The sequence below is a fragment of the Streptomyces sp. NPDC006655 genome (assembly GCF_040703965.1).
GTDB lineage: Bacteria > Actinomycetota > Actinomycetes > Streptomycetales > Streptomycetaceae > Streptomyces.
Window position 1 is genome coordinate 1 of record NZ_JBEYJU010000135.1, and the last position, 17,832, is coordinate 17,832.

Annotated in this window: 9 protein-coding genes; 6 read left to right on the forward strand and 3 right to left on the reverse strand. The window is 69.4% G+C overall.

The features are described 5' to 3' along the window. The 3 genes from AB0958_RS40685 to AB0958_RS40695 form a co-directional block, all read right to left on the reverse strand. On the reverse strand, nucleotides 1-2,237 hold a 2,237-nt coding region (locus AB0958_RS40685; RefSeq protein WP_366895526.1), incomplete at its 3' end, for a SpoIIE family protein phosphatase. 395 nt (nucleotides 2,238-2,632) lie between these two features. Next, nucleotides 2,633-3,685, reverse strand: coding sequence for an alpha/beta hydrolase (locus tag AB0958_RS40690; RefSeq protein ID WP_366895527.1), 1,053 nt, complete (start codon nucleotides 3,683-3,685; stop codon nucleotides 2,633-2,635). A 47-nt stretch (nucleotides 3,686-3,732) separates the two neighbouring features. Further along, nucleotides 3,733-6,606: a family 78 glycoside hydrolase catalytic domain gene (locus tag AB0958_RS40695; protein WP_366895528.1), complete on the reverse strand. Its 2,874-nt coding sequence runs from the start codon at nucleotides 6,604-6,606 to the stop codon at nucleotides 3,733-3,735. 519 nt (nucleotides 6,607-7,125) lie between these two features. Between AB0958_RS40695 and AB0958_RS40700 the strand changes: the two genes are divergently transcribed. From AB0958_RS40700 to AB0958_RS40725, 6 genes are all read left to right on the forward strand, one after another. Then, a complete protein-coding gene (locus AB0958_RS40700) occupies nucleotides 7,126-8,619 on the forward strand; it encodes an MFS transporter (protein ID WP_366895529.1) in 1,494 nt (497 codons plus the stop codon). A gap of 62 nt (nucleotides 8,620-8,681) precedes the next feature. Then, a complete protein-coding gene (locus tag AB0958_RS40705) occupies nucleotides 8,682-11,120 on the forward strand; it encodes a glycoside hydrolase family 3 C-terminal domain-containing protein (protein WP_366895530.1) in 2,439 nt (812 codons plus the stop codon). A 55-nt stretch (nucleotides 11,121-11,175) separates the two neighbouring features. Beyond that, nucleotides 11,176-11,811, forward strand: a complete 636-nt coding sequence (locus AB0958_RS40710; RefSeq protein ID WP_366895531.1) for a TetR/AcrR family transcriptional regulator — start codon at nucleotides 11,176-11,178, stop codon at nucleotides 11,809-11,811. 332 nt (nucleotides 11,812-12,143) lie between these two features. Further along, entirely contained in the window at nucleotides 12,144-12,914 is a 771-nt protein-coding gene (locus AB0958_RS40715) for an SDR family NAD(P)-dependent oxidoreductase (protein WP_366895532.1), read from the forward strand. A 55-nt stretch (nucleotides 12,915-12,969) separates the two neighbouring features. Further along, on the forward strand, nucleotides 12,970-14,286 hold the full coding sequence (locus tag AB0958_RS40720) for an MFS transporter (protein ID WP_366895533.1): 1,317 nt from the start codon (nucleotides 12,970-12,972) through the stop codon (nucleotides 14,284-14,286). Between the two features lie 189 nt (nucleotides 14,287-14,475). Further along, nucleotides 14,476-16,722: a glycoside hydrolase family 3 C-terminal domain-containing protein gene (locus tag AB0958_RS40725; RefSeq protein ID WP_366895534.1), complete on the forward strand. Its 2,247-nt coding sequence runs from the start codon at nucleotides 14,476-14,478 to the stop codon at nucleotides 16,720-16,722. Nucleotides 16,723-17,832 lie beyond the last annotated feature (1,110 nt).

A 17,832-nucleotide genomic window follows, 5' to 3' on the forward strand; every position in this document is an offset into this window, starting at 1 on the left:
TGCAGCCGGGCGCGACGCAGGTGCGGGGCCGTGGTGCTGCCGTCCGAGACCTCGCAGATCAGCGAACGGTCCTTGACCAAGCGCAGTCGGATCGGGCCGGAGCCGTACCGGATCGCGTTCGTGACCAGTTCGCTCACGACCAGCTCCGTCGTGAACGTGGCCTCCTCCAGCCCCCACGTACTGAGCTGGTCATCAACCTGGCGCCGCGTGCCTGCCACGACAGCGGGGTCGCTGTTGAGCTCCCATTCGGCGACTTGGCCGCTGTCCAAGCCTCTGGTGCGCGCCATGAGGAGAGCGACATCATCGCTGGTGGGGCAGGAGTGAAGCGTGTCCAGGACGGCGTCACACATGCTCTCGAGCGAAGCGCTGGGGCGCCCCAGCACCGCTTTGAGCTCATCGAGACGCGCATCCACGTCCTGGTCGCGGGATTCGATCAGACCGTCGGTGAAGAGCGCGAGGACGCTCCCATGGGGAACCGCGACTTCGGTCGCCTCGAACGGCAGACTTCCCAGACCGAGAGGGGGGCCCACAGCGAGATCGACCACTTCGGCCTTGCCGCCGGGGCGCACGAGGACCGGAGGCGGGTGTCCGGCAGCGGCCATCGAGCACACCCCGGCGACCGGGTCGTACACGACATAAAGGCACGTGGCTCCGACGGCGCCCGGCAGCTCATCGGTGCAGGTCTCATTCGTCGCGTGGGTCACCACGTCGTCGAGGTGGGTGAGCAGCTCATCCGGCGGGAGCTCGATGTCGGCGAGCGTACGTACGGCCGTACGCAACTGCCCCATGGCGGCGGAGGCGGTGATGCCGTGGCCCACCACGTCGCCGACGACCAGTCCGACCCGGGCACCAGGAAGGGGGATCACGTCGAACCAGTCCCCTCCTACCTCCGCTCCGGGCCCCGCAGGCAGATAACGCGCCGTGGTCTCCACGGCCGAATGCGAGGTCGAGCCATGCGGCAAAAGGGTGCGCTGCAGCGCCTCTGCTATGCCGTGCTCACGGGTGAACTGGCGGGCGTTGTCCAGACAGATCGCCGCACGGGCGATCAGGTCCTCGGTGACCGTGAGATCGTCGGCGGAAAAAGGCTCGCCCGCCGACGCGTAGCGGAGGAACAGGGCCAGGCCCAGGGTGAGACCGCGCGCACGGATCGGTACAGCGATCAGCGAGTGGGACTCGTCCCGGGACAGGTCGGCCGCCGGTCCCGAAGTGTCACCGAACCAATGGTCAATCTCCGAGGCTCCGACACGGAGGAGTTCGGCGCGGTCAGCGGCCAAACACCGGGCGACGCGTGAGGACTCGGGATCCACCGCCTCGACCGAGGCGGCCGGTTTCCCACCGGCCTGCTCCGGAGGAGGGTCCGCACGGCGCAGCGCCACGGGGCCGGACAGGACGCGAGCCGGCAGATCTCCGTGAAATATGACCTCACACAGATGGATGCTGACGGCGTCCGCGAAGCGTGGTACGGCAACCTTGACCACTTCCCGGGCGGTTCCCGTGACGTCCAGGCTCGCACCGATCCGGGTTCGTGCCTCGCTCATGAGCGCCAGGCGCTCCCTCGAACCGTATTGCTCCGAGTAGTCGTATGCCGCACAACCCACCGCGCGCACTCGGCCGACGGAGTCCCGCAGCGGGAACAAGTCCGCGGCCCACGCATGGGCCTTCGCCTCACCCGGGACTTTCACGAACCTCTCTGTCGTCTCTGGTTCGCCCGTCGCGGCGACGCGGCGCACACGCCGCACATCTTCGGCGGTAACAACCCCCGGCACCGCCTCGGTCGTGAGCCGTCCACGGACGTCCTCCTCGCTCAACCCTGTGAGCCGGAACATCGCTTCGTTGTGCCTCAGAACATGGGCCCCACCGTCAGTAATCGAAAGCGCGAGCGGGAACTGATCGAACAGCCAGGACATCAGCGCGTTGTCCGGCGCCTGCTCCTCCGCCCCGTCATCGGCCGTCACCAGGAACCCAACGCGCTGATCCTCTACCGTCAGCGCAGTGATCTGCGTCGGCGCGTCAAAGGTGTGGCCGTCTTTGTGCCGAGGTACTCCGTCGGCCGTGTAAAGATCTGCCAGTTCCAGACCGACGGCTTCCTGCCGGGACCATCCCCACAGCGCCTGAGCACCGGCGCTCCAATGAGTCACCGCACCTCTGCCGTCCGTGGCGAGGACAGCACCCACTGAACGTGCTGCCGCCAGCACTTTCGGAGAGAGTCGACCGGATGCCGTGGTGTCTTCCGTCATGGCGCCTTGCCTGCGTCGGGGCCGCCGGGAGCGGCCACCCCCATCGTCATCCAGGGGGCTGACCCTGGCAAGGCAAGCAGCCAGGGCCACCGCCAGCCCGCGATTAGGCCCACGGCTGTGGAAGAGAGCCCTCCTGTCCGTTCAGCCCGCGACCGTCAATGCCTTGGGCAGGCAATCTCGTTCGGCTGGGACGCTCGAGCATGCGGCCCAGCCGAACGGACACCACGAGAAAGTGCTCACCACGCTGGCCGACGACCTGGACCTGGAGCCCCAAGGTCAGCACCGGCAGCCAGGTTCGCCGCCCCACGCCGCGCTCGACCAGAGGCCGTCGATGGAGGTAGTCGCCGGTGAAGACGGCCCTCAGTCATTCCGACGGGCCCCGCCGAGTCACCGGCTCACGAACGATCCTCGATCCACTTGGCCAGCACCTCGAGTGCCTGTTGGCCGTCCGCGGACTCGGGCCTGTCCAGTGAGCCATGTGACGCACCGGCGAGCAGATGGCGCTCACACGGCATGCCGGCCTCGGTCAACTGGCTGGCGAAGAGTTCCGCCGACGGTCGCACCGTGTCGTTCTCACAGTCCAGGAAGAAGGTGGGGGGATGGCCGGGGAGCGGGTCTCCCAGCCCGGCGAAGGCCGCCGGGTCATTCATGTGGTCCGGACCGGCGTAGTGGAGGTCCATCTCCACCAGCCACTGCGGTTCGAGGGAGGTGCCGTCGGTGGCCTCCCGTATGGCGGCCAGCTCTGCCGGGTCCCAGTCGGGGATTCCGCTGTGGAGGGCGGCGTAAGCCAGGATCAGTGTGCGCGGCGGCGGCTTCCTGTGGTCGAGGAGATACCGGGTGGCGGAAGCGACCAGGTTGCCGCCGGCGCTCGCGCCACCGAGGTGGAGCGTGTCGGCCGTGGTGCCAAGGACATCGGTGCTGTTCTCGACAGCCCAGTGCCAGCCTGCCAGCACGTCGTCGCGGGGCACCGGATAGCGCACACCGTGCAGGGCCTTGCGGTAGTCGAGGGCGAGCACCGGAACGCCCCGGGCGGCGAGGGCGAGGCCCACCCAGTGGGACTCGTACATGTCGAGGCTGCCGCTGACGTAGGCGCCGCCGTGGACCCAGACAAGTGCCGAAACGACCGGCTTGTCCGGATGGCGATACACCCGGGCCGGTACCCCTGCCGGCCCGAGGCGCAGGTGGCGAACCGTCACCGTTGCCAGCTCCGGAAGGCGTGCGACCAGATCGATCGGATTGTGCTGGCCCATGACGCGGTCTGCGGCTGGTCCCAGCCCTTCCAGGAGGGCCACGAACTCGCCGAAGGGCGGTAGCGCGGACTTTCCGCCCTGCGCCCCACGTCGTAGGACGGCCCCCAGCACCGGCGCGGGGAGTCTGCGCAGGACGTGTCCGGCGAGCTTCATGCGCAGCCGCTGCGAACGACTGCTCGTACCAACGGGTGTGGACACGCGTACTCCTCAGAGGTGATGCGGGTGAGCGTCGGCAGGGGTGGCACTCAGGAACTGGCGGCCTCCAGGGCAACGAACTTCTCCTGCAGGTCCACCAGGAACTGCTCACCGTTGGGCAGCATCTTCGCGACGGAACGCACTGTGGTGCCGGCGGGAGCTGAGGAGGCACCGTCCTCCATGTAGGCCGCGGCTTCCGGCATGTACGCGATGAGCAGGTCCTTGAAGGCGCGCATCGCGTCCTCGCGGTCCAGCAGCTCGTCAATGGCCATGTCCAGGGACAGCGGCGCACGCGCAGCGTCATCCGTCGCGAGGGACACCGTCCAGATGTGCCGTCCCGAGCCCACCTGCAGCTCCTGCTGACCGGGCAGGAGCACGTCGGCGGTGGTGTTCGGCGGTACGAGGGCTTCGACGGTCAACTCGCCGCCGGACAGGGACCAGTTGACGGACGCGTCGCCGTAGGGCGTGCGCAGTGCTGCCTCCGCGTGGGCGAGCCCGCCTCCCGGCACGGGCGCGATGCGCAGGCGTCGGTAGCCGGGTGCGGCGGGGGCCAGGCCGGCGACCGTACGGTGCAGCCAGTCGGCGACGGCACCCAGCGCGTAGTGGTTGAAGGAGGTCATCCCGCTCGGGTTGACCGTGCCGTCCGGCAGCATGCTGTCCCAGCGCTCCCAGATCGTGGTGGCGCCCATGGTGACCGCATAGAGCCAGGACGGGCATTCGCGCTGGAGCAGCAGCCGGTACGCGATGTCGGCGTGTCCGGTGCTCGTCAGGGCGTCGCAGATCAGTGGGGTGCCGACGAAGCCGGTGGCGATCTTGTAACCGCCGCCCCGGACCAGCTGGGCGAGCCGGTTTCCGGCGTGGACGCGCTGGTCGGCTGTGGCCAGCAGGTCGAAGCAGAGGGCGAGGGCGTAGGCGGTGGGGGCGTCGGCCATCATGCGGCCGGCGCCGGTGACGTACTCCTTCTGGAACGCGGACCGGATCTCGGACGCCAGTGTCTGGTAGCGCTCGGCGTCGGCGGTCTTGCCGAGGATCTCGGCGGAGCGGGCGAGAAGGTGGGTGGAGCGGGCGAAGTACGCCGTGGCCACGAGTTCGCCCGGGGTGGCTGCGGCGTCCGGGCGTCCGGCCAGGGCGGTGGGGTCGAGCCAGTCGCCGAACTGGAAGCCGGTGTCCCACAGTCGGGACTCGCCCGCGAGGCCGGTCACGTGGTCGACCCAGGCACGCATCGAGTCGTACTGCGCAGCCAGGACCCCGGTGTCGCCGTAGCGTTCGTACAGCACCCACGGCACCATGACCGCCGCGTCGCCCCAGGCCGCGGTGGCGGAGTCGGCTCCGGGAACGACCTTGGGCACGACGAACGGGACGACGCCGTTCTCGCCCTGCTCGGCGGCGAGGTCCGCCAGCCAGGAGGTGAGGAAACCGGCGCTGTCGTGGAGGTAGGAGGCAGTTGGCGAGAAGACCTGGATGTCGCCCGTCCAGCCAAGGCGTTCGTCGCGCTGGGGGCAGTCGGTGGGCAGGTCGAGGAAGTTGCCGCGCATGCCCCACACGACGTTCTCGTGCAGGCGGTCGACGAGGTCGTCGGAGCAGCTGAACGTGCCGGTGCGGGCGAGGTCGGAGTGCAGGACGACGGCCTTCACCGCGGTGGCGGCGTCGAAGCCGTCGGGTGCGCCGGTGATCTCGGCGTAGCGGAAGCCGTGGAAGGTGAAGCGGGGTTCGAAGACTTCGGTGCCCTCGCCGCGCAGGGTGTAGGTGTCCGTCGCGGCGGCGGTGCGCAGCGGGCGGGTGCACAGTTCGCCGTCTTCGAGGACCTCGGCGTGGCGCAGCACCAGCTGCTGGCCCGACTCGCCGGTCACCGTCACGCGCAGCCGTCCCACCAGGTTCTGGCCGAAGTCGAGAAGTGTACTGCCGGACGGTGTCGTGGCGACGGAGACCGGAGCGATCTCCTCGATAGGGCGCACCGGTGGTCCGTCGGGGGCGACCAGGGTGGCGAGGTCGCGATCGAGGGTGCGGACTCCGCGCCAGCCGGCGTCGTCATGACCGGGCTCCGACCAGCCGTGCCGTTCCAGCCGGGCGTCGTAGACCTCGCCGTCGTACAGGCTGGAGGAGACGACGGGGCCGGTTGCCGCCTGCCATGAGCCGTCGGTCACGATGCGCTCGGTGGTGCCGTCCTCGTAGGTCACCTCCAGCTGTGCGAGGAAGGCGAGATGGTTGCCGTAGACGGCCCGGGTCTTGCCGTCGAAGCCGATACGGCCGCGGAACCAGCCGTCGGCGAGCACCCCGCCGAGGGCGTTGCGGCCCGGGCGCAGCAGGCCGGTGACGTCGAAGGTCTGGTAGCGCAGACGCTTGTCGTACGCCGTCCACCCGGGTGCGAGGACGTGGTCGCCGACCCGGTTGCCGTTCAGTTCGGCCTCGTAGACGCCGAGCGCGGTGGCGTAGAGGCGAGCCGAACGCACGGGGCCGCGCAGGTCGAACTCGCGGCGCAGGAACGGGGAGGGCTGATCGAGCTGCGGGTCCTCCTCCCAGTCGGGAGTGATGAAGGACGCCGACCAGTCGTCGGGAGCGAGCAGCCCCGTCTCGACGGTCGCGGGCTCGCTCCAGGCGGACTTCGCACCGTCGGACCCGGTGACGCGGACACGGACGGTGGCTCGGTCGCGGGCCGTCAGCGGTGCGAAGGGCCAGGGGACCAGGACGGAGTCACCGGATTCGATACGCAGCACGGTCGGCTCCGAGCTCCCCGACACCGTCGGCTCCGAGCCCTCCTGCCCGGTGAGCTCCACCTCGTAGGCCGCCTGCTGCCAGTTCGGGGTGTCGGTGAGCGTGGTCCAGGACAGACGGGGGGTGGCTGCGCCCAGGCCGACGGGTTCACGCACATGCTCGAACCGGACCTCGGCAACGGTGACGGCGTGCGTGCGGGCTGCCTGAATCACGAGGGTTCCCCATTTCTATGAATCGATTCAATCGATGAGCCACACCTTGGTCGACGGTCCGAAGGGGCTCGAAAAAGTCTGTGGCTGAACCCTAGCCATGAAACCCGAATGCTACTAGGTTTCCGCCGTGTGAACTTCCGACGTACTTCGATCACCAACGTTCACGTGCCGTAGGAAGCAGTCGTTCCCGTCGCTCCACCCTCCGTCGGTGACCAGCAGGTCACCACTGGTGAGGGTTGGCGGTTCAGGCCATGGATCCGCCATGGCCGCCACGGACATGAAAGGTTCCAACCCCTTGCGTCGGCATCCGCCCTCGCCGCCGCAAGCCGCACGTTCCGGCTCCCTCCGAGTTGCCCCACCGACATCGCCGCCGCGCCCCGCATCGGCACGTCGTGCTCGACAGCCACTCACCACCGCTCGACGCGCTCCGCCCGCTCCGCATGAGCGGGCCGGTGCCGTCGCCCCACCCGCAGTCCGCCGAGCCGCGCGGGCCGCCCTCCGATGAGAGGCCACACTGCCGTGTCTTCATCCACCACCCCCTCCGCGCCCCCGCCCACCGCAGCGGCGTCCTCGACCACTGCCGAGCCCGCAGGTCTCGGTGCCCGTCTGGCACTGATCGCGGTGGCCCTGATGTGGCCGACGCAGCTGCTGTCTCTGAGCGGCCTGCTCGGAGGCAGCGCTCAGGCATCCGTCGCCCTGCACTTCCACACGGCGGACATCGGCTGGTTCCTCCTCGTCAACGCCCTGGTCGGCACAGTCATCCTGCCCTTCGTCGTGAAGGCGGCCGACCTGTACGGCAAGCGCAACACGATGATCGCCATCACCGTGCTCGGCCTGGTCGGCGACATCGTCGCCGCACTCGCCACCAACTACGAGACCCTGCTGATCGGCCGCGCCATAGCCGGCTTCTACGCGCCGATCGCGGCCCTGGCCTACGCCAGCGTCCGTGAGCTCTTCCCGCCCAAGCAGGTCGGCACCGCCAGCGGGTTCATCGGCAGCGGCATCGCGTTCGTGGCCCTGGGAGGCCCATTCCTCACGGGGTGGCTGCTGGACTCCTTCGGCTTCCGCGGCGTGCTGTGGGCACTGGCCATCGCCACGGCCGTCGGGCTGGTTCTCCTGCTCACCGTCGTGCCCGAGACACCCCACCGGGTGCGGGACACCAAGTTCAACTGGCTGTCCGGACTGCTCCTGGGCGCCGGCGCGGCGTCGGTCATCTACGGCGTGGGCAAGGGCGGCGAGTGGGGCTGGACGGATGCCGGCACGCTGGGATTCATACTCGGTGGCGTGCTGGCGGTGATCCTCTTCGTCGTCATCGAGAAGAAGTCCGCCAACCCGCTGTTCGACCTCACGATGATGTCCCGCCGCCCGGTGTGGAGCGTCATGGTCGCGACCTCCCTCATCGCCGGAACCATCTTCGGCACCGGCGTCATCACGCAGCTGCTGGTCCTTTTCCCCAAGATCCCCACGGTCTCGGACGGTCTGGGCATGACTGCCACCCACTTCGCGGTCATCGGCATCCCCTCCAGCATTCTCATCCTGCTCGTCGGCTTCGGCACCGGCGCCCTGGTGCGCAGGATCGACGCACGCATCCCGCTGGGCCTGGGCGCCGCGCTCGCCTGCCTCGGCTTCGTGCTTTCGCACAGCTGGCACTACACGAGCTTCCAGCTGTTCATCCTGGGGCCCGTTTCCGCGTTCGCCATGGGCATGATCGTCGCGTCGATGCCTGTGCTCATCATCCAGGCGGTCGACCCCGACGAGCAGGCCACCGCCAGCGGCCTGCAGAACCTCATGCAGGGCGTGACCATCGCGGTGATCACGCAACTCGTCTACGTGGTCCTCGCCCAGGACAGCCGTGTCGTCCAGGGCACCCGCTTCTACCTGGACGCCGGTTACAAGAACGCCATGCTCCTCGGCGCCGGTCTCGCGGCGGTGGGCCTCCTGACCGTGGCGCTGATTCCCAAGCTGAAGCGCACCGAGGACGTGACCGCGGGCGAGGCCCTGAGCCACTCCTGACCGTGCCCCCTGTCCAGTCCGTCCCGGCGGACCAGACCTCCCCTCACCGAAAGGCAACCCCCATGGCCCGTCGGCAGTCGGTCGACGAAGCGGATCTCACCCGGCGCCTCGACGCCATGTCCCTCAAAGAGAAGGTGACCCTGCTCACCGGCGGCGACGCCTGGACCCTGACACCGGTCGTCGCCGCCGGCCTCGCTTCCCTCGCCCTGTCCGACGGGCCCGTCGGCCCCCGCGGCACCACGTTCGGCGCCGACGCCCCTGCCGCACTGCTCTTCCCCAGCCCCACTTCACTCGCAGCGGCCTGGGACGAGGACCTGGCCCACGAGGCCGGGCGGCTAATGGGACTGAAGGCCCGCGAGATGGGCATCCACGTCCTGCTCGCCCCCACCGTCAACCTCCACCGTTCGCCCCTCGGCGGCCGGCACTTCGAGTGCTACTCCGAGGACCCCCACCTCACCGCACGTATCGCCACCGGCTTCGTCAAGGGGGTGCAGTCGACCGGCGTCGCCGCGACCGTCAAGCACTTCGTCGGCAACGACTCCGAGACCGAGCGCATGACCTACGACGCCCGGATCGACCCGACGACGCTGCGTGAGACGTACCTGCCGCCCTTCGAGGCGACGGTGCGAGAGGCGGATGCCTGGGTGGTGATGGCCGCCTACAACTCGGTGGGCGGCACGACGATGACCGAGAACACCGAGCTGCTCACCGGCCTGCTGAAGGAGGAATGGGGATTCGACGGCGTCGTCGTCTCCGACTGGCAGGCTGCCCGATCCCTCGAGGCCTCCGCCCTGGCCGGCCTCGACCTGGTGATGCCGGGACCGGACGGCCCCTGGGGCGACGCGCTGGTCGCCTCCGTGGAACAGGGCAGCGTGCCCGAGTCCGTGGTCGACGACAAGGTACGGCGGATCCTGCGGCTCGCGGCACGCACCGGCGCGCTGGATGGTGTCGACGCGCTGCCGACGGAGACCGTGCCCGGGGACATACGCGCACGCATCCGCGACCTCGCCGTACGCGGGTCGGTCCTGCTGCGCAACGACGGCCTGCTGCCCCTGGCCCCTGCCGCGCTCGGCAAGGTCGCACTCATCGGACCCAACGCGGTTCGTTTCGCACCGCAAGGCGGCGGAAGCGCCCATGTCACGCCCGAGCATGTGGTCACACCCGCAGAAGGACTGCGCCGCGCGCTCGGTGAACACGTCGAGGTCACCGTCCACCCGGGCGTCTTCCCGCACGCCAAACTGCCTCCGATCCACGCAGGGTTGGCCACCGACCCCGTGGACGGCGCGCCAGGCGTGCGCCTGGAGTACCGCTCGGCGGACGGCAGCCTCATGTCCGACGAACACAAGGACCCCTCGGCCTGGTGGTTCCCCATCGTCCTCGGAGAGGACGTCGACGAACTGTGGCTACGGACCCGGCTCATCCTGACGGAGTCCGGTGAGCACCGGCTGTCCGTCCTGGGAACCGGCCAGTTCACCCTGCATGTGCCGGGCCAGGAGCCCCAGACCCACGAGGAACTGCAGGAAGGCGACGACATCGCCGCACTCCTGCTCAACCCGCCGTCGCACACCTTCGTCTTCCCCGCGGTGCGGGGCGAGACCGAGATCCTGGTGCGGGTGCGCCCGCAACGCAACCTCCCCTACCCCATCACCCTGCTGGGCCTCGGCTACGACCGCCCACGCGGTAGCGACGAGGAAGAACTGCAAGCGGCAGCGGTCGCCGCGGCGGACGCGGACGTCGTCGTTCTCATGATCGGCAGCGACGCCGACACCGAGGCCGAGAACGCCGACCGCGCTTCACTCACGTTGCGCGGCCTGCAGGACCAGCTCGTCGAACGAGTCTGCGCCGCGAACCCCCGTACCGTCGTGGTCGTCAACGCCGGCTCGCCTTTCCTGATGCCGTGGGCCGAACGACCGGCCGCACTGCTGTGGTCGTGGTTCCCCGGCCAGGAGGGCGGCGACGCGATCGCGGACATCCTGACCGGTACCGAGCCGGGCGGGCGACTGCCCACGACCTTCCCGGCGCTCGAGGAGGACGTGCCGGTTCTGTCGACCCAGCCGGTCGACGGCGTCCTCGACTACAAGGAAGGGACACTGATCGGGCACCGCGCCTACGCGGCGTCCGGCATCGCACCGCTCTTCCCGTTCGGCCACGGGCTGTCATACACGACCTGGCACTACCAGGACTTCGTGGTCACCGGAGACCTGGCGCGCGGGCTCACCGTCCGCGTCCACGTGCGCAACACCGGCTCAAGGGCCGGCCGCGAGGTCGTCCAGGCCTATCTGGAACCCGCCGACGGCTCCGAACCGGCCCGCCTGGTCGGATTCACCGCCATCGAGGCGGAGGCCGGCGCGGCCGCGGTCGCCACCATCCAGGCGCCCGCACAGGCTCTTGCACGCTGGACCGGAAGCGGTTGGGGCACCCGATCCGGGCCGCACCTGCTCCGGGTCGGACGCTCGGTCCTGGACACGCCGCTCCGTACCCATGTGGCGCGACCAGCCTGAACGCCGGTGAGTCCCTGGTATGCCGAGCTGACGGACGGTGAAGTACGGTCGGGGCGTGAGCACACCACGCAAGCCCCGTGGCCCCTACCGCAAGGGGCTGGAGCGCCGGAAGCAGATCCTGCGGGCCGCCCTGGAGGTCTTCCACGAGCACGGCGAACGCGGCTCGTCGCTCAAGGAGATCGCCGACCGCGTGGGCATGTCGCAGGCGGGTGTGCTGCACTACTTCGACTCCCGCGAGGAACTACTGCTGGCCGTCCTGGCCGAACGAGACGCCCTGGACACCGAGTCGGTCGCCGACGCGACGTCCCCGGGCGAAGCCGTCGCCCGGACCGTGGCACACAATGCCCAAGAGCCGGGCCTGGTGGACCTGTTCGTCACCCTGTCCGCCGCCGCGTCCGACCCGGACCATCCGGCCCACGCGTTCTTCAAGCAGCGGTACGCGGACCTGGGTGCCCAGATCGAGGACGGTCTGGTCACGGCCCAGCAGCAAGGGCAGATCCGCCCGGACATCGCACCGCGGCACATGGCGCGGATGCTGGTGGCCCTCTCGGACGGGCTTCAGTTGCAGTGGCTGCTGGATCCGAGTGTCGACATGGCGGAGACGATCGACGCGTTCAACCGGATGTGCCGGGCCTGGTCGGACGAGACGAGCGGCTCGGCGCCTCAGGCGTCGTCCCGCGACCACGCCTGAGCTTCGACACCACAACTCACCGCAGCACCGCCTTCAAGCCGCCGCGCACCGTCACAGGGCCCTGCGGTCGCTCCCGCGCGCCCTCAGCGGCCACAGCGCGGTCCTGGCATTTCCGTAGCATCCAATACCTAGCGTCATTCGCTTTTTGCTTCTAGAGTCGGTCGCCGGCGCCCTTCCGTGTCGTCGCGCCTGGCCATCCACGTATGCGACGCAGCTACCCCGCCGCAGGCCGCCGACGGGAAACGGCGCCTCTTCCCCCTCCTCGAAAAACAACCACGATGCGTGCGCGCACCGCACTCAGCGGCTCCGCCGCAAGACCAAGAGGCAGCCCTATGGAACGCCTGAACAGCCACCGCATACTCGTCACCGGATCCGCTTCCGGCATCGGCCGCGCGACCACCCTCCGACTCCTTTCCGAGGGAGCCCGCGTCGTTGCGACGGACATCGCCGAGGACGGCCTTGCCGAGACGGCCGGCCTTGCCGACAAGGCAGGAACCGGCGACCGGCTCCGGACGACCGTCCTCGACGTCTCCGACGAGAGCGCGGTGAACAGCGTCGTGGCAGACGCCGTCGCCGGTCTCGGCGGCCTGGACGCCCTGGTGAACGTGGCCGGCATGCTGCGCGGGGCCCATACCCACGAATGCTCCCTGGAACTGTGGAACCGCGTCATCGCAGTGAACCTCACCGGCACCTTCCTGGTGACCCGGGCGGCGCTGCCCGCACTCCTGGAAACGGGCCGGGGCGTGGTGGTGAACTTCAGCTCCACCTCGGCCCAGTTCGCCCACCCGTTCATGGCCGCGTACTCCGCGAGCAAGGGCGGGATCCTGTCCTTCACCCACAGCATCGCCCAGGAGTACGGCAAGCAGGGCCTGCGCGCGGTGAACATCAACCCGGGCAGCATCTCCAGCGGCATCACCGAGAACATCTTCTCGCTCGTCCCCGAGGACACCGACTGGAACCTCTTCACCAAGCTCACGCCCGCCCTCGGCGAGGGCTTCGGTTCGCCCGACACCGTCGCCGGCGTCGTCGCGATGCTCGTCTCCGACGACGGAGCCTTCATCACCGGCACCGAGATCCGCATCGACGGCGGCACCCACCAGTAGGACCTGCGCGGGAGCATCTCGCGCCCGCGTCGACACTCCCCCACCGAATCCGCGCATGAGCATGCCTGACCGGCCGGAGGCCGCCATGTCCCACCCCTCAGCCGGGCTCCCCGCCCGAGCAGTCGTGGCCGAAGGCGGCTCCGGTGCTCCCGCCCCGGTCAGCCGCCGGTTCATCACCCTCTACGTCATCGCCTACCTGGGCTTGTATCTGGCGGTGATGACCCCCTTGCTGGTGTCGCTCGCGATCCGGCTCGAGGACATCGACCCGGACGGCAAGACCAGGAGCCTCGGCCTGGTGGTCGGCGTGGGAACACTGGTGAGCATCGTGGCGGGTGTCGTCATCGGGGTCCTGAGCGACCACACCACCGCGCGCCTGGGCCGGCGCAAGCCCTGGATCATCGCCGGGATCCCGGTGCTGCTCGCGGGATCCGTGGTGACAGGTCTCGCCTCGTCGGTCGGCATGGTGCTCGTCGGCTTCGTCATCGGCCAGCTGGGGCTCAGCTCGATCATGACGGGGATGCAGGCGATTTTCCCCGACCAAGTGCCCGAGCAGCAACGCGGCAAGGTGTCGGGACTGCTCGGCTTCACCGCGCAGATCGCGGGGGTGGCCGGTTTCCAGCTCGCGGAACCTCTGAAGGGCTCCGGGCTCCTGCTGTTCCTCGTCCCGGCCGCCCTTGCCTCCCTCGCGCTCCTGCCCGTCGTCGTCTTCCTCCCCGACCCTGTCGTACGCATCGCAGGGAAGGACCGTCAGAGCTTCGCCAACGTGTTCCGCGGCCTCACCTTCAACCCGCGGCGCCACCCGGACCTGGGGTGGACCTGGGCGGGCCGGTTCTTGATCCAGCTCAGCCTGATGTTCCTGTCCACCTACCAGCTCTACTTCCTCACCGACCACCTCGGTTACAAACTGAGCGAGGTGACGGGCCTGCTCGCGCTCTCCGGCGGGATCGGCCTGCTGATGACCTCCACGGGAGCCGTGGCCAGCGGCATCCTCTCCGACCGCCTGCGCCGGAGGAAACCGTTCATCTACGCCGCGGCGGCGGCATTTGCCGTCGGCTTCGCCATCGTGGCGACCGCCCCCTCGTTCCCGCAGGTCATGATCGGCTCCCAGATCATCCTGCTCGGGGCGGGCATCTTCGGAGCGGTGGACATCGCACTGGTCACCGACGTCATCCCGAACCGGGAGACCGAAGGCGCCAAGTACATGAGCGTCTTCGGGATCGCCAGTGCCCTGCCGCAGTCACTCGCGCCGCTCATCGCCCCCTTCATCCTCGCGATCGGCGGCGGCGACAACTACACGCTCCTCTTCCTGACAGCGGGGGGCGTCGCTGTGGCCGGCGGATTGACGGTCCGTCCGATCCGCGGCGTCCGCTGAAGCGTAGGTGTTGTTCCCATACGCTAAAACCTAGCATCATTCGGTATTAGCGGTAGGATTTCCTTCACCGACGCACACCGCTCCACACCTCTCCCGCATCGCCGAACCCGCCGTCGCTCCACGCGTCGGCATACCGGTTTGCGTCTCTTCCACCCGGCAACCGCCCAGAATTCCCGAGGAATACGCCACATGACTCACGCCCACACGGCCACCGAGCCGAGTCTCGACGACAAGACCGCGCTCCTTTCCGGCCGGGACTTCGGCAGCACCGAGGCCGCCGAGGCCTCCGGGATCCCCTCGCTGGTGCTCAGCGACGGCCCCCACGGAGTGCGGCGCCAGCGCGCGGACTCCGACCACATGGGAGTACACCAGAGCGAGCCCGCCACTTGCTTCCCGCCCGCTGTGGCGCTGGCCTCCAGCTGGGACCCCGACCTCCTGCGCCGACTCGGCGAAGCCCTCGGCCGCGAGGCACGCCACCTCGATGTGGATGTTCTGCTCGGCCCCGGCGTGAACATCAAGCGCTCACCGCTGTGCGGCCGCAACTTCGAGTACTTCTCCGAGGACCCGCTGCTCAGCGGAGTCCTCGGAGCCGCCTACGTGCGGGGCGTGCAGAGCCAGGGCGTGGGCACGTCGGTCAAGCACTTCGCGGCCAACAACCAAGAGACCGACCGCATGCGAGTCAGCTCCGACGTCGACGAACGCACCCTGCGGGAGATCTACTTCCCGGCGTTCGAACGCATCGTCACCGAGGCGCGGCCGGCCACCGTGATGTGCTCCTACAACAGGGTCAACGGCCTCCACGCCGCCGAGAACCGCTGGCTGCTGACCCAGGTGCTGCGCGAGGAATGGGGCTTCGACGGCCTGGTCGTCTCCGACTGGGGCGCCGTCAGCGACCGCGTCGCCGCATTGCTCGCCGGCACGGACCTGGAGATGCCCGGCAACGGCGGCGTCACCGACGCGGAGGTCGCCGCGGCGGTGCGGGCGGGCGAACTGGACGAGGGTGTCGTCGACACGGCCGTCGCACGATTGCGCACGCTCACAGAGCGCGTCCGGGCCGGGGGCGCCCCGGCCGGGGTGGACCACGAGGCGCAGCACCGGCTCGCCCGCGAGATCGCTGCAGACTGCCTTGTCCTGCTCAAGAACCGGGACCGGACCCTCCCGCTCGGCCCCACCGGCCGCATCGCCCTCATCGGCGAGTTCGCACAGACCCTGCGCTACCAGGGCGGCGGCAGCTCCCACGTCAACGCCACCCGCATCGACAGCCCGCTGGAACAGCTGCGCGCCGCGCTGCCCGACGCCGACATCGACTTCGCCCAGGGGTACGACCCCACCGGCCAGGCCGACGCGGCCCACCTGCGTGGGCAGGCCGTCGCGCTTGCGGCACAGGCCGACACCGCCGTGCTCGTCGTCGGCCTGCCCGAAGCCGACGAGTCCGAGGGCTTCGACCGCGAGCACATCGATCTGCCGCGGGATCAGGTCGAGCTGATCCAGGAGGTGGCCCGCGCGGCCCGCCGTACGGTCGTCGTGCTACTCAACGGCGGTGTGGTGAGCCTGGAGGGCTGGCACGACGAGGTGGACGCCGTGGTGGAGGCGTGGCTGCCCGGCCAGGCGGGCGGGGGCGCGATCGCCGACGTGCTCGCGGGCCGGGTCAACCCCTCCGGCCGTCTCGCCGAGACCATCCCCTTCCGCCTCCAGGACACACCGTCCTTCCTCAACTTCCCCGGGGAGCAGGGGCATGTCCGTTACGGCGAGGGCGTGATGGTCGGCTACCGCTACTACGAGAGCGCGGATGTCCCGGTCCGTTACTCGTTCGGCCACGGCCTGAGCTACACGACCTTCGAGCAGAGCGACTTCCACGTCACCGCCACCGGTGCGGACACGGCGACGGCTACCGTCACGGTCACCAACACCGGCGACCGGTCCGGCAAGCACGTGGTCCAGGTCTACGTCGCCGCCCCCAAGCGACCGGTCAGCAGCCCGGCCCGGGAACTGCGCGGCTTCGCCAAGGTGTCCCTCGCACCCGGCGAGAGCACGGTCGTCGAGATCGACCTGGACCGCCGCGCGTTCGCCTACTGGGACATCGCCCGCGCCGACTGGACCGTGGCCGCGGGCCGGTACGAGGTGCAACTCGCCGAGAACGCCCACACCGTCGTCGCCGCCGTACCCCTGGACCTCGCGGGGGACCTGCTGGCGAAGCCGCTCACGCTGGAGTCCACTGTCGGCGAGTGGTTCGGCCACGCGTCCGTCGGCCCCGCCCTCACCGAGGCCCTCGAATCGGGGATGACCGAGGAGCAGGCCGCCGTCGCAGCGGAGAACGCGGACGCGATGCGCATGGTCGAGTCCATGACCATGCGGGCGTTCCTCGGATTCCTGCCGAATCCACTGCCCCAGGAGTTCCTGGAACAGCTGATGCAGACGAGCCGCACCCTTGCATGACGGAGTGCGCGGACAGACCCAGTCGGCGGTCAGGGCCGTGAAAGCCATGACCGCCGTGGCCGTTCAGCAGCGGACCTGAACGCACCGGCCGTGAACGGCGCGACGGCTCCGCAGGATCGCGACCGAAAGCCCAAGGCCGGCCTTCCCCTGCCTTGGGCGGCGGCCGGAGACCGGCTCACGTTAGGGAGGCAGGACGACCGGGGCCCGAGCTGAGCCGCATGACTGTGTCGGCCCTTTCGGGCAACTCGCGCGACGTGGCTCGCAAGGGGGCTTGACGAAGCGCGACGTACCGTCGCGGTCGTCAATACCCGGCCACCGAGGCAAGGCCAACTCCCCAGAGTCTGCGCACTGTCACCCGTGTCGATGCCTTTGAGATCCGAGCAGCCCTCACAGCGTCGAAAGGTTCATCGTGAATCAGCCCACCCGCCCGCGCGTCGAACACCTTGACGATGACGTCCAGGGCATCCGCCACCCTGCGCCGAGGTAGTCGTGGTGGCTGCCGGCCGACGCCAGCTGCCAGGTGGCGTACCGAATCCACACCGATGTCTGGGATTCCGGGCGGGTGGAGAGCGACCAAAGCGTGCTGGTGCCGTACAGCGGGCCCGCGGTCCCTGACGGGCGGCGGGTGACCTGGCAGGTCAAGGTGTGGACCGATCTCGGCGAGAGCGACTGGTCCGAGCCCGCGTACTGGGAGACGGCGCTCGAACTGGACAGCTGGCAGGCATCGTGGATCGAGCCGTCCGAAGGCAGGGTGGCGGAGCCGGGTGAGCGCCCCGCCTATCCGCTGCGGCGCGAGTTCACACTCCACGAAGCACCCGAGCACGCTCGGGTTCGCGTCACTGCCCATGGCATCTACGAGTTGTTCGTCAACGGTGTCCGCTGCAGACGGTCCTGCAGCAGCTGGCGATCAGCAGGCCTGGTCGGCAATTCCTGTCCCCGTCAATGGCAGGAAGCGCTTACCCGTACGGTCGCAGGCGTACCCGGCAGCTGTTACTCCCATACAAGCTCACGGGCACCCAGTGCCTGTTCGGCCCAGATGATCTTGCCCGTCGGCGTGTACCGCGTGCCCCATCGCTCGGTCAGCCGGGCGACCAGGAACAGTCCGCGGCC